9 protein-coding genes are annotated in these 14,049 nt (G+C 46.7%); 1 reads left to right on the top strand and 8 read right to left on the bottom strand.

Translation table 11 applies throughout. The features are described 5' to 3' along the window. Nucleotides 1-10: 10 nt before the first annotated feature. The 7 genes from EL84_RS16695 to EL84_RS16665 form a co-directional block, all read right to left on the bottom strand. Complete coding sequence (locus EL84_RS16695) at nt 11-1,597, bottom strand: helix-turn-helix domain-containing protein (protein ID WP_047842408.1); 1,587 nt, start codon at nt 1,595-1,597, stop codon at nt 11-13. Then, nucleotides 1,594-3,375 carry a sensor histidine kinase gene (locus EL84_RS16690; protein WP_047842407.1) on the bottom strand — a complete coding sequence of 594 codons (1,782 nt, stop codon included), beginning with the start codon at nt 3,373-3,375 and terminating at the stop codon, nt 1,594-1,596. The genes EL84_RS16695 and EL84_RS16690 overlap by 4 nt, the downstream gene beginning before the upstream one ends. A gap of 30 nt (nt 3,376-3,405) precedes the next feature. Further along, on the bottom strand, nt 3,406-4,260 hold the full coding sequence (locus EL84_RS16685; RefSeq protein WP_164783106.1) for a carbohydrate ABC transporter permease: 855 nt from the start codon (nt 4,258-4,260) through the stop codon (nt 3,406-3,408). Nucleotides 4,261-4,296: 36 nt separating this feature from the next. Then, entirely contained in the window at nt 4,297-5,178 is an 882-nt protein-coding gene (locus EL84_RS16680; RefSeq protein WP_047842406.1) for a carbohydrate ABC transporter permease, read from the bottom strand. Between the two features lie 101 nt (nt 5,179-5,279). After that, the gene (locus EL84_RS16675; RefSeq protein WP_047842405.1) at nt 5,280-6,593 is read right to left on the bottom strand and encodes an extracellular solute-binding protein; all 1,314 of its coding nucleotides are present in this window, start codon (nt 6,591-6,593) and stop codon (nt 5,280-5,282) included. Between the two features lie 258 nt (nt 6,594-6,851). After that, the gene (locus EL84_RS16670) at nt 6,852-8,945 is read right to left on the bottom strand and encodes an acyltransferase family protein (RefSeq protein WP_047842404.1); all 2,094 of its coding nucleotides are present in this window, start codon (nt 8,943-8,945) and stop codon (nt 6,852-6,854) included. 574 nt (nt 8,946-9,519) lie between these two features. After that, nucleotides 9,520-10,035, bottom strand: a complete 516-nt coding sequence (locus EL84_RS16665; protein ID WP_152683035.1) for a flavin reductase family protein — start codon at nt 10,033-10,035, stop codon at nt 9,520-9,522. 278 nt (nt 10,036-10,313) lie between these two features. On the opposite strand from EL84_RS16665, the gene catA reads away from it, so the two are divergent. After that, nucleotides 10,314-10,961 carry a type A chloramphenicol O-acetyltransferase gene (gene catA, locus EL84_RS16655; RefSeq protein ID WP_047842402.1) on the top strand — a complete coding sequence of 216 codons (648 nt, stop codon included), beginning with the start codon at nt 10,314-10,316 and terminating at the stop codon, nt 10,959-10,961. A gap of 82 nt (nt 10,962-11,043) precedes the next feature. Here catA and EL84_RS16650 read toward each other — a convergent pair whose 3' ends face one another. Continuing rightward, nucleotides 11,044-13,683, bottom strand: a complete 2,640-nt coding sequence (locus EL84_RS16650) for an adenosylcobalamin-dependent ribonucleoside-diphosphate reductase (protein ID WP_047842401.1) — start codon at nt 13,681-13,683, stop codon at nt 11,044-11,046. Nucleotides 13,684-14,049: the final 366 nt, after the last annotated feature.

Raw genomic sequence — 14,049 nt, 5'->3', positions numbered from 1 at the left:
CTGCTCATTTCTAACTTCCCGAAGGCTTGAACGACATTGCCTCTTCGCGATATTCACTCGGGGTTTTGCCCGTATGTTTTTTGAACAGTCTGCTAAAATATTTCACGTCCTCGTAGCCGCTGATGGCAGCGACTTCACTGACCTTCGCTGGAGACACCGCGAGCATATCCATCGCTCTTCGTATACGCATATCGGTGACAAAATCTCCGAAGGTCACACCCATTTCTTTTTTAAACAGCTCACTGAGGTGACCCGGATGCAAATGAACATGTCCAGCTACCTGCTGCAGATTAATATCCTGCGCCAATGATGATTCAATATAACCGATAGCCTTCTGCACATGGGCAGCCTGTCCCTGGCCCATTCGGCTATGATAGACATGCATCAGACCATACAGATGATGAAACAGCATATCCCCGAGCTCCGCAGCTTCGGCATCCGGTTCCGGCAACCAGGGCTCGAGCCTTGCGGGTTCTTCACGCCCTGTTGCTCGCATTGTGCGAGTCAGCCAGCGATGACCTGCAATAACGGCCGAGTGTAGACAAGCACTGAACGATTCTGGTGTGATCTCCGGTTCTGTAATCAGATTAGCCACAAGTTCCCGCGTCCATGTCGTTAACGTGACTGAATCATTATCCAGCAATATTGTACCAAGTCTGGTCTCCTCTTCGTGCGTAAGTACAGTTTTACCACCTTGGCGATCCTGAACGTGCTCATAATGCCATACTTTATAATCCATCAAACCCCGATATCGGAAGGCAGCTGAAGCAGTTCTATAGCTTTCGTGCAGATCTGCATATCCACGCATAGGCAGACCTACCGCTGCGCGCAGGGTGCACTTCAGTAATTGCTCCACCCGACGTAGTGCACTCTCCAGCCTGAACGTAGTTTCATGTTCCACAGGCGGCCATGCAACTACACAGATAATTTGCTGTTTCTCTACATGAGCAATGGCACCAGGTAACATATCCTCCAGGGTATTCTGCACCGCAAATCGTAATAGCGCATCCGAGGATCGATCCCAACCCTCTGCTCGAAGAATAATGACTTGTCTAAGAATCTGTTCATCATCAAGGCCAACAACCCCTGCCTCTTTTCCAGCATCAGATCGCAAAAATGAAGGAAAATGACCCGAAGCGGTGTCACCATCAATGATCCACCCGGCAAATAACCGCTCTCGATTCTCCCGCATAAGCTGTCCCTCTCTGGACTTCTCTGCCCAACGTTCCGTGATTCGCTGTTTGGCCTGTAATACGGTTTTGATGATCTCTTCCGGTTTGCTTGTTTTGAGCAGATAATCTGTAACGCCTTGGCGAATGGCCTGTTGGGCATAAGAAAAGTCATCGTATCCAGACAAAATAATGACCTCCAGCTCAGGTAACAATCGTAGTCCCTCTTCTGCCAGTTCCAACCCCGATCTGCCTGTCATCCGAATATCCGTCATCAGGATATTCGGACGTTCCTCAGCCAAACGTGTTAACGCCTCCTCTGCCGAGGCAGCAGGTTGAAGAAGCTCAATTCCGAGTTCATGCCACGCGATAACGCTGGCAAGCCCTGTACGGATAATCACTTCATCATCAACAATTAATAGTCTCATGGTAAACCCTCCAAGATTGGAATGGAAAACGAAATCCGGGTACCTCCCCCAACCCTGCTGTCTACTTCAAGCTGTGCATCCGCTCCATAATGGAGCAGCAGTCTCTCATTCACATTGCAGAGCCCATAACCGCCTTGGTTTAGCTGTTTTTCCGGCTGTTTTCCCTTCCATTCCCTAATGCTTATCCTTAATTGCTCCAGTCTGTCCGGCTCCATGCCTACACCATCATCCAGCACCAACACATTTATCTGTTCATTATCCGGGTCCTTGCGAATCATTATGGTGATGGTACCCACACCTGCTTTGGGCTGAATGCCATGAATCATTGCGTTCTCAACAAGCGGTTGCAGCAATAGCTTCAGCATCATTCGCTTCTCAAGCGCTGGATCTACGATATAATGCAACACAAATTGATCAGGGAAACGAATCGACTGCACACGCACATAATGGCGAATATGAGCAATCTCCTGTTCCACAGGGCAGTAATCCTGACCATTATTCAAGCTGATACGCAGAAAATCACTCAGGCCCTCAACCATATCCGCAATCCGCTTCTCTTCAGACATTAAGGCAATCCAGTGAATCGAAGAGAGCGTGTTATAGAGAAAGTGCGGGTTAATCTGCGCCTGAAGCACTCGAAGATCTGCTTCTTTTTTGCGAGCTTCACCTCGAATAACCTCTTCCTTCAATAACTGAATATGTGCACCGAGCAGATTGTAACTCTCCCCAAGCCTGCCAATCTCGTCATCACTTTCAGACCGGAACAGCGGAAGAGGACGCTCCGGATCAATTCGGGACAGATGTCTGGTAAGCACACGAAGCGGTCTCGTCACACGCCGAACCGTAAACCAGACCAAGCCAGCACTAATCACAGCAGACATCGCAACGGCACACCCGGTTAGAATAAGGATATACCGATTCTCCGACTTGTACTGGTCATAGGGAACCGTTCCAACCAACGTCCAACCGGTCAGTTCTTCCGGATAATAGAGCAACGTCCGTTTATCGTCACCACTGCCATACGTGGTGGTTCCGCTACCGCCATCCTGAATTAACGTCGTAATCCCTGGTTCGACACCTTCCAGCTTAAGTCCAAGCCGGGATTTGTCCATCGAAGACAGAATCTCTCCAGAACTGCCGATGAGCTCCAGTCTGCCTTGCCCTCTGCCTAATCCCAGAGCCGCCCATCCCTTGGATATGGCCTTCTCATCCAGACTAATGGCTAACCAGCCGATGGGTCGATAATCATGGATACTACGGATTGGCCGAACCAATGTGATCACATTTTGAATACCCGCGTAATTCTGCACCGGGTATACCCCTGTCCATTGTTTGACTGCTTCACCGCTTGGAACAGAGGGATACGAAAGGTTGGATTCATTGGATACATACCAGGTAGCGGTTGACAATGTGGCATCAAAACGTCCCGGATATATGGCGATGTTGGCGATATATTTCTTGGAAGCCGCCAGATTGGTCATCCTGCCCAGGATATCCACCCGGTCCAGCTCATGATCTTCATTGTGGCTAAGATACTGCTGGATGTCCCGTTCTCCAATCAGAAAAATCGATAGGTTCTCGGCATCTTGTAACATATAACGAAGATTCGCTTCCACCTGTTTCAGCGTATCCATGCCGGACAGCTTTGTTTTTTGCTCTGTAATGCGGGAAGAGATCAGAAAGGCGAACAGACCCAACGCCAGCAATGGCACAATCATTGAAGCCGTCACGACGACCGATAGCTTCCTTTGTAACGAAGATGTGAGCCAGCGTGCCAAACGTTTCTCCTCCTCTGGATGCGCTTTCGCTTACCCTTTGACAGCTCCTGCTGTCATGCCTTTCATAACCTGTTCCTGGAATATGAGATACAAGATAATGGTTGGAATGACCGACAGGGTCATGGCAGCAAGCGTTAATCCGTAATCGGTTTGATACCCATCCGCAAAGTTCGCAATGGCCAGCGGTAACGTTTTCAATCCGGTTTTGTTGATGAATACAAGCGCAAATGAAAAGTCATTCCACGCATGCAGGAAACTCAGGATCGTAACCGTTGACAACGCAGGCACAGACATGGGTAGCATGATTCGGGTAAACAGCCCCCAAAGTCCTGTTCCATCAATAAAAGCTGCCTCTTCAATATCACGTGGAACACTTGTCAGATAAGCCGTAAGCACAAAAATAGCCGTAGGCAATGCAAAAGCCGTATAAGGTAATATTAAGGCCCAGTACGTATTTAGCAAGGACATCTGTTTCATTAAAATAAATAAGGGGACAAGTGTACTATGGATCGGAATGAGCATACCAACAACAAAGAAGGTCATGATCAACCCTTTCCAGCGAAACTGGAAACGAGCCAGGATGAATGAAGCCAGCGCTGCAATAAACAGCGTCAGAATAAGTGAACCCACCGATACGATTAGTGAATTGCCAAAAGCAGTCCCTAGCCTGGAGCTTTCCCATGCATTGCTGAAATTGGCAACATTCCAGTTTTCCGGCAGACCAAAGGGCCTGCTATAGAAATCTTCATTTGTTTTGAATGCACTAATCACGAGCCAGTAGAACGGATACAATGTTAAAATACCATAGACCGTTAGCAGCGTCCAAACAATTCCGCTACGTAAGCGACGAATCGGATGGCCCGAGCTGCTTCGAGGTGATGGCATGGATACAGGTGTCACGCGCATGATAGCTCCTCCTCTCTATTGATTCTCTTTTCGTTTGCGACTAGTTAGCCACTGGCTTGTTCCGATCAGCAGCAGGGAGATCAGTACGATGGTTGTGGAGATCGCACTACCAAAACCATATCGGTATGTTGTAAAGGTTGAATTGTACATATACGTTGCAAGCAGTTCCGTCGCATGTGCCGGACCACCCTTGGTCATGATGTAGACCAGATCAAATGATTTCAGACTACCCGAAATACATAGAATGATCGCTACCTGAACCGTACCCCAGATTATAGGCAAAGAGACCGATACCAGTTTCCGGATTCCTGAAGCACCGTCTATTTTGGCAGCATCATGAATCTCGCCTGGAATATTCTGTAGTGCCGAGATAAAGATAATCAGATACAACCCGACAAAGCTCCAGAGCAGCGGCGGTACCAATGAGAAAATGGCAATCTTGTCATCGGAAAGCCATTGCAGCTTCCAACTTTCAAGCCCCAGTGCGTCCAGCAGAAAGTTCAATATCCCAATCTGCGGATGATAGATATACTGCCAGATCATACCGATAACGACAGTGGATAACACCATCGGCAGAAATACGGCTGAGCGCAGAAACCGCTGTAATGGATTGCTTTTGTGTAAGATGACCGCCAACATCAACGCTAACGGAATTTGTCCAAACACCGATGCCAACACAAAAATAACGTTATTTTTCAGTGCCCGCCAGAACACAGGATCATGCCAGATCTCCACGTAATTATCCACACCAATATATTTGGATGCGCCGATGCCGGACCAGTTGAAGAAACCGTAGTATGCCGACCACACCACCGGTACAAATACAAATAATGCATAAATGATGACTGCCGGGGCCAGCCCCAGCATAATAAAACGCCGACTGCGCAGTGCGTTCATCTGTTCACTCCCCTTCTATAAATTCCTTTACCAACTTGCAACTGACTGTCCCATTCATACTTAAAACCCCTCCCCTGCCGGGAAGGGGTTTTAACGAATGGTTACTGACTAACTGCATTGGCTTGAGCTGCCTGAATTTTGGCTGCAATGTCTTCAGCCTTGCCGCCCATTAGCAACTCTTGTAATGCATTATTAATAACCTCAACCGTTGCCGATCCCAGCTTGGAATCGTATACTGGCGTGATCTTCACTTCCTGCATCAGATCATATAATTCTACGAACAATGGATGTGCTTTGGTTTTGTCCAGATCAATCTTGTAACTCACCAATGTGCTGCTTTCCAATGTGGCCTTCTGACCATCAGGTCCTGCCAGCGCGTAGAACAGCTCCATCGCTGCCTCTTTTTGTGCACCGCTCAGCTTTTTACTTACACCCAATCCGGTTCCTACTACACCGGATGTTGTTCTTGGTTCACCCTGACCTCCGTCCACTGGAGGAAGAATCGTAATATGTGTGTTGTTCAACACCTCTTCAGGTGCATTGTTCACCAGATTTGCCAAGGCCCATCCGCCGTTCATGACCATCGCTGCCTTACCTTGGAAATAAAGCTGCATCATCTGTGTCTCATCGATACTGTTGAATCCATCTTGGAATGCTTTGGTGTTGCCAAGCTCCTGCATCTTGTTCAAGGCTTCAATAAATTGTGGATCGGTAAAGCTAGCACCCTCTTGTGCTGCCGCTTTCAGGAACCAGTCCGTACCGGTAATCCGATCAGCCAGTGTACTGAATATCGTTGATTGAGCTACCCAGTTGGCTTTGTTGCCAAGTGCCATGGGAATGACTTTATTTTGATTAAAAGTAGCAATCGCTTGTTCCAGTTCCGCCCATGTCTCAGGCACTTTTACATTGTACTGCTTGAAAAGAGCTTCATTGTAATAAATGAAGGAACTCGGCGCCAGATTCATCGGCACGGAGTAGATATTCCCGTCTACGGTGTATCCGTCCAATGCATTCGGGATAAAGTTATCTTTCCACTCCGGCTTTGCGTCCAGCTCTGCATTAATGGGCTGTAACAGGTCCCCTTTTACAAATTCCTTCGTCATGGCATCCGGCCACATCACGAACAGGTCTGGCATCTCGTTGGCAGCGGCCACCGTGCGAAGCCGGGTTTTGAGACCATCTGTTGGCAGGCCTTCATCCACAACTTCAATATCTGGATGCGCCGCGCGAAAATCTTCAATTATTTTGCGCATCGCAACCGCCTTTGCATCCTGTCCGGTCCAGTTGTGCCAGAGTGTGACGGTTACTTTGTCATTGCCGCTGCCTCCTTCTGAAGTGTCCCCGCCAGCACAGCCAGCCAGAATAATGGAGAACAATGTTATTGCCAGGAAACCTGAAAGCCATTTTTTCAACATCTCTATAATCCCCCTCGGCGATTTGAATACACTTATTGTAAATGGTAACGCTATCATACCGTAAGGTGACGATCCACGGATGCAGGGGTGAAAAAAATCGGTTCCCCTGTTTGGAATTTACTTTGCTGACTTATTTGTTCATAACATATAAAAAGAGCCCTCACAATGAGAGCTCTTTCTTGTTGCAGCCGTCGGCTGCTTCACCCCAGCCTATATATAATGAATAAGTGCTAAATCGTATTAAATATGGATTGCGTATTATTGGATACTGTTTTTCACCAGTTCTGCAAAAGCTTCGGACCCTTGCGTAGTGAGATGTACGCCATCTTTTTCAAAATATTCGTCATGTCCCTCACTTGCACTGTTCCAGTCAATTAACGAGACATTGCTGTATTTGGATGCTGCTTCATTCAACGCCCTGTTCACCGTTCGTTCCCATGGACGAGGTACGCGCACAGTAACCAGATATACCCGATCCTCATCCTTCAGATAATCAAGCACAGCATTCAAGTTTTTGGAGTTAAAGGAACCATTCGTCCCGAGCTCCAGCACCACTTTGCTGCCCATTTGGTTGTTTTGCTTCAGACCTTCCAATACATCGCCTGCCTGCCACATCTGACGACCAACATGTCCGTCCACATACACTCCTGATATACTTTGCTCCAGATACGGTTTTGCATCCAAAATCACCGAATCTCCAATAACGGTATAATGAACCTTTCCATCCTCGGCAGGAGGAGCCGTTTCTTCATTGTCCTGAGATGAATCAGGTGCAACATCCGCATGATCCGTATTATCGGATTGATTCGCTCCAGCGTCATCTGGTGTATCATTCTCGTTAGTCACGGAGTCATCAGTCGGCTTATCTTCAGACTGACCGTCCTTGCCAGCATTCACTGAATTGTCTTGTTCGTCAGGTTTTGAATCTGGAGCAGACTCTCCTGTTGGCTTCTCATTTTTCCCCGAATCATCTTTCGTTCCTGCTTCCGGTTTATGGGTATGAGCATCGTTCTTTTGGCCAGAGCCTGACGTTCCTGTAATAGCCGGCAACACATCCTGTCCCTGTTCCTCCGCTACGGAATTCTCTCCATTTAATGTGTTGGACATCGATACCGAATGGGAATCGGAGTTCGCTGCATGGGAGACCATCATCTGAGATACTGTATAGGACAACAGCAGAATCGTCATCAACAGACCTGCCCGCTTCCACCATACGTTACGTATACCGATTGATGACCGCTCTCTTCCCCATAATCGGGACCAAGAATCACGGAATCCATTGTACCGAATCGGATTTTCAATATATTTAAGGGACAATGAGGCCAGTACAACCGTTGCAGCAACCTGTAAAATGATGCGTACAGGATGTGCTCCTCCCGTATCCACCGCGGGATTGGTTAAAATAATGACAGGATAATGCCACAGATATAATCCGTAGGATCGCTCTCCGATCCAGCGTAATGGCTTCGCGCCAATGATACGTGCCAGTAAAGACGATGGGTGAGCCAACACCGCTACCAGCAACGTTGTTGCGATAGCCTGAAGCACCATGCCCCCTTGATACAGAAACGGATCGTATTCACTGCTGTTCAGCATCATGTAGATTAACAAAGCGAGCGCAGCAAGTCCCGACACATCGAGCACAAGCCGGTTCATGCCAGACAGAGAGTTCGATAGCTTGCGACTAGGCCACACCACGGCAAGAGCAGCACCAGCAAGCAGTGCAAATGCCCGCGTGTCTGTTCCATAATATACACGGCTCGGGTCCAAATCCGGATTATACATGATGGCCATTGCGCCAGCAGATAATTCAGCTGCGACGACAATGAAAACGACCAGCCATCCCTTTCTTTTGAACACTACGATTGCTGCGATCAGTAGAAGAGGCCATATAAGATAAAATTGCTCTTCCACAGCCAGTGACCAGAAATGTCCAAACGGTGATGGAGGGCCAAAACTTTCGAAATAGGAAACGTTGTGAAAGATATACCACCAATTGCTTATGTATAATACACCCGAAACGATATCACCACGAAGCGCAGCAAGCCGGGATGGATCTGTACAAGCCAACCAGATCATCACCACAGCTGTCATGGTCAGCATGCCTGGAAGCAAACGCCTTACCCGTCTTACCCAGAAATCACCGAGTGAAATGCGTCCATGTTCCTGCCACTGTGACACGAGAATATCTGTAATTAAATATCCCGAGAGAACAAAAAATATACCTACACCGAGCAGTCCGCCCGGAATAAAATCCAAATTCAGATGATACGCGATTACCGCAAGTACAGCGATGGCTCGCAAGCCGTCAAGTCCGTTCATATGTCTCTTACGATTTAACGATTGTGACATGCATGCCCCTCCTTGTTACTGTGAGTCAACAACATCGGTGTTGGGGGCATAAAGGAACTCCTGATCGTTCTGGTTGTCATTAACATACGTATTGCACCTTCCATCTTTCATTTACAACATAAGAAAAGCTTCTGTTCGAAGCACGATCCGATGATGCGACATTCTGTGTGAATTCTATAATCTTAAAGAAGACGAGTTGCCTGTCCATTAAGTTTAATTATTAAAATATTCTTTATATTCATTCGTGAGTTCACGTTTAGCATTATACGCCCGTATTAAGCCTTATACTTTACAGGAATAGTTACAAACGATTAAACCGATGTAACCTTTCCTGCCAGCTCATATAGCTGTAAAATCATACTCTAATTTTGTCGTTAAATATAGTACTTTTCATCGAGTGGCTAAAATTACCTGTCCCGCTTGCGCAAACCAGCATACCCACGCACACATCGATTGAAACAATTGAATTCATAACAAAAGGCTGCCGACTTGCTCAGCAGCCAATATCCATTATAAACCTATGTCAGACCGGATTGAAAGTTTTGCTCATAATTGCTTCTTCTTGCCTAGGACCCTAGAGGTGGAACGGGTGAATCTTTTCTTCTGTCCTCGAATCCATGATCCGGTATGCTGAACGCCCTGTGTACATTGGGATTTGCAACTTCTCCAGATCAACCATTCCATTCTCCAGGAAGTACTTCTGATCCTGATATCGCTGCAACACTTCGCCTGCAATCCATTCATGGTCACCATATGTCGTAATCTCCATAACCTTGCATTCATAAGCAAAATAAGCGTCTGTCAAAATGGGTACACTTACCTTGATTCCTTCCTCATACGGAATGCCGAATCTTGTGAATTTATCCGTATCTCTCCCACTGAACGTTCCTGCAGCTTGAATCCACTCTGATCGATGACCTGGCAGGAAATGAACACCGAATACGCCACTCTTCTCAATGAGTTCATAGGAGTATGTTTCCTTACGAAGCGAGATGCCATATACGCCTGGTGATGACCCGATGTATGTATGCCATCCGGACGCCATCACATTCTGGACTCCCTCATGACGTGAAGTCACCACCGCTACCATTCCAGGATAAGATTAAAATATGGGTTCTTCTATCGGCTGACGCATCTAATCCCCTCTCTTCTTCGTTATAAAGACAACTTTAATTATAAAGGAAAGAAACAGGTTGAAAAAGCGTTTTGCAGAGGATTTCGCTATAAGCGACACATTCAGTATCATGTTATACTGAGATGGATCAATTTCTAAAAATACGATACTGGGAATGTGATAGGATATGGTCAAATCAGTCAAATATACCTCCTAAATAAAAGACATTATTCAAATTTAGGAGGTTATAACTTATGTTTAATTCAATCGTGTTAGATCAGTGGGATCGAAAGCCATACTTTGACCACTACTTGAATCAGGTCAGATGTACCTACAGCATAACTGCTAATCTGGATATCACTCTATTGATCAACGAACTGAAGCTTAAAGGATTGAAGTTCTATCCGGCTCTTATTCATATGATCTCTACGGTCGTCAATGCACACAGAGAATTTCGAACTTGTTTTGATGCCGAGGGGAGATTGGGCTACTGGGACGAAATGTCTCCGAGTTATACGATTTTTCATGAGGACAACAAAAGTTTCTCAACGATCTGGACAGCATTCCATGAAGATTTCGAGACGTTCCACATTCGTTATCTGGAAGATATGAAGAATTACAAAGATCACAAAAAATTTGTTGCCAAACCCAATGAACCGCCAAATACTTTTCCCGTTTCCAGTATTCCTTGGGTGAACTTTACGGGATTTAATCTGAATATTTACAATGAGGGAACCTACTTGTTGCCTATATTCACGATGGGGAAATATGTTCAACAGAACGATAAAGTATATCTTCCCTTATCCGTTCAGTTACATCACGCCGTGTGCGACGGCTACCATGCTGGTGTTGTATTTAATGAATTGCAATCACTTGCAGATCGATGCCAGGATTGGTGTTAGTTAGCTAAATGACAAAAAGGCATTCCTGACTTCATGATGGAGTCAGGAATGCCTTTCTTTTGCTCTTTTTTTCAAAAGATATTTAATTGCATTTACTGTACCCACAGTTGCTGCATGTTTTGCATCCTTCCACATTCATCAGGGATGCCGAGCCGCATGAAGGACATAAATCTCTCGATTCGATAAAGGTTTTCTGATCCTCCACTTTTGGATACGTGCTCTCCACTTGATTCTGTTTTTGTAATGCTCCAGGTTCGTTCTCCTGCACATCGCTCTGTACATGACTTTCCAATGCTTTGGCGACTGCATCAGCAATCGATTCAACCCTATTGGCTCCGAAGCCAATTGCTCCCGAACCACCGATTCCCTTGAGATGTTTGATCAACAGTTCAACCTTGTGCCCATGATCTCCGTATCGAAGGAATAGAGAGCATACTCGACCGAGTGCCTCAGCCATGGCAAACACATCCGATCCCGCTTTGCCCACGTTCAGGAAGATCTCACCCGGGGTTCCCTCCAGATCATTGATCGTAATGTAAGCCATACCAAATGGCGTGTTGATTTTGTATGTCGCACCGCGCAGTACTTGAGGACGGCTTCTGTATTGTTTATCCAGTACTGTAGAAGAGGAAGGGGCTTGATCGGAAGAATGCATTCTAACACCAACCTGGCTATTGGAAGTTCCATCACTTGCCTGTACTTCAGCATTATTCGGGTTTTCTATAGCAGATACGACTGTCTTCTCTTCAGCTTCCGCCGTGTTCTCATCTTCAGCCTGGGTCGCTTCCTTCTTCGACGTGGACAACACCTGCACATCCCTGCTGCCGTCGCGGTATATCGTTACTCCCTTGCAGCCAAGATCGAAGGCTAGTTCATATAATTCTGCTGTATCCTCCACTGTAAAATCAGCCGGACAGTTGGCCGTCTTCGAGATCGAACTATCCACCCATTGCTGAATCGCTGCCTGCACCCGTATGTGATTCTCAGCCGACAGATCCATCGCCGTCACATAATAATCTGGTAAAGCTTCACCCGGATGTTCATCCAGCCAATCTTGTGCAATCGGTACGAACTGTTCATCATAACCTAGACGGCTTTGACGGAAATACTTGAAGGCGAAATACGGCTCAATACCTGTTGATGTGCCCACCATCGTACCTGTACTTCCCGTTGGCGCTTGTGTGATCAGTGTGACATTTCGAATGCCCTGTTTACGAATGGCCTCTCCCACTTCAGGGTACGTCGCAACCATGTTTTTCATGAATCCACTCTGTAAATACGGTTCAGCTTCGAAAGCTGGAAAAGCTCCCTTCTCTGCTGCAATCTCTGCCGATGCCAGATAGGCCTCCTTCGCCATGAATCCATACAGTTTATCCAGAAAAACAAGAGATTCAGGACTGCCGTATCGAATACGCAGCTTAATCATCAGCTCTGCCAGTCCCATTGTGCCAAGCCCAACCCGGCGTTCACGCTGCTGATTCAGTCTATTTTCCTCAAAATGATATGGTGTTGCATCGATGACATTATCCAAAAATCTAGCCGAGATACGAGTGGTTTCCGCCAGTTCATCCCATGCCACATCATGATTTGTTTCATCGTAGAATTTGGACAGATTGATCGCAGACAGATTACATACACCCCAGGCAGGCAGACCCTGTTCCGCGCACGGATTAGTACAGATAATCGGATTGAAGTACCAGCTGTTGGACATCTGGTTATAGTACTCCATGAATACCACACCAGGCTCTGCCGATTTCCAGGCTGATTCAATAATGGTATGCCAGATTTCGCGCGCCTTCAGTGTACGATAGTGCACCACCGAATGACCTGCGGCTTTCCATTGCTGCATATCCCCGTTCCACTCGATGTCGTAGTCCGGATCGTTCGTATCGGGGAAAACCAAGTCCCAATCTCCGTCCTGCTTGACAGCCTCCATAAATGCGTTGCTCACACATACAGACAGATTGGCATTGGTCACCTGCCCCATCGTTTGTTTCACGGTAATAAAATCAAGCACATCCGGATGCCAGTCATTCATCATCAGCATGAGCGCACCCCGGCGGCTTCCGCCCTGTTCAATCAGTCCAGTCGTATAACTGAACAATCCGCCCCACGATACGGAACCGCTGGATGATCCGTTGACACCTTTCACCACCGCTCGGCGAGGACGCAAAGAGGACAAATTAATGCCAACACCTCCCCCACGTGCCATAATCTCCGTCATCTCGGTCAAAGTCTTCATGATTCCACCCCGACTGTCTTGCGGAGACGGAATGACATAACAATTGAAGAGTGTCAACTCGTCGCTTGCCCCCGCACCCGCAGCAATGCGGCCTCCGGGTACTAACTTCCAATCTTCCAACACAGAGCGGAACTTGGACTCCCACGTTGCCCGCTGATCGGCTGTGGATTCGACAGAAGCCATCGCTTTGGCAAGACGGTCCCACATTTCTTCCGGTGTTTTTTCTATGTTGAGTGTCAATTTCTCCACACTTGTCTCAATCATCTCTCCGCTTCGAGTCCTTACCTGTACAAGCTGACCCTGACGTTCTATGATTTCGCCCACTTCCTTGGTTGGGAACTTCGGATCATCCTTCGTTAATACCAATACCACATCTCCGACCTTGGCATGATTCGAATCAGCGTCCTTCCAAGCGTATCGGTCCAGAAATATTTTTTCGCTAAGTCCTTCTAATTGGTACGATCGTTGGTTCGATTTCATCGCTACATTCAACCTCCCCGGTATAAAGCTCCATGTTCACTATATGAGTAAATTATGATGAGACACCACATATAGTGATATAAATTCAGTATAATACACCATATATTGATTTTCCATATGACTTTTATCATAATCCATCTTCATATACTCGGACAAGCTTCTTGTAAATAAACTGTAGTTCACATTGGTTCAACTAAACTTTTTACACAAGAACGGAGAGGACAGAAATAACCTGAAGAAGCGAAGCGTTGGCCTAAAAGCTTTCTGAAAGAAAGCTGCATCGAAAGCATACGCTATCCCCGGGTTTTCCCCCTTTGGACAAGGGAATCAAAAAAAATCTGGGGATAACAGCGATTGGAAGGTTAT

This window comes from Paenibacillus sp. VT-400, assembly GCF_001029205.1.
GTDB lineage: Bacteria > Bacillota > Bacilli > Paenibacillales > Paenibacillaceae > Paenibacillus > Paenibacillus amylolyticus.
The sequence above is the reverse complement of the archived record's forward strand: the minus strand, read 5'-3'. Positions and strand labels throughout refer to the sequence as shown.

Excerpts from the sequence above, each read along its gene's own strand:
- EL84_RS16680 (WP_047842406.1), bottom strand. The coding sequence starts at position 5,178 with ATGAACGCACTGCGCAGTCGGCGTTTTATTATGCTGGGGCTGGCCCCG.
- EL84_RS16695 (WP_047842408.1), bottom strand. The coding sequence starts at position 1,597 with ATGAGACTATTAATTGTTGATGATGAAGTGATTATCCGTACAGGGCTT.
- EL84_RS16665 (WP_152683035.1), bottom strand. The coding sequence starts at position 10,035 with ATGGTAGCGGTGGTGACTTCACGTCATGAGGGAGTCCAGAATGTGATG.
- catA (WP_047842402.1), top strand. The coding sequence starts at position 10,314 with ATGTTTAATTCAATCGTGTTAGATCAGTGGGATCGAAAGCCATACTTT.
- EL84_RS16670 (WP_047842404.1), bottom strand. The coding sequence starts at position 8,945 with ATGTCACAATCGTTAAATCGTAAGAGACATATGAACGGACTTGACGGC.
- EL84_RS16650 (WP_047842401.1), bottom strand. The coding sequence starts at position 13,683 with ATGAAATCGAACCAACGATCGTACCAATTAGAAGGACTTAGCGAAAAA.
- EL84_RS16675 (WP_047842405.1), bottom strand. The coding sequence starts at position 6,593 with ATGTTGAAAAAATGGCTTTCAGGTTTCCTGGCAATAACATTGTTCTCC.
- EL84_RS16685 (WP_164783106.1), bottom strand. The coding sequence starts at position 4,260 with ATGCCATCACCTCGAAGCAGCTCGGGCCATCCGATTCGTCGCTTACGT.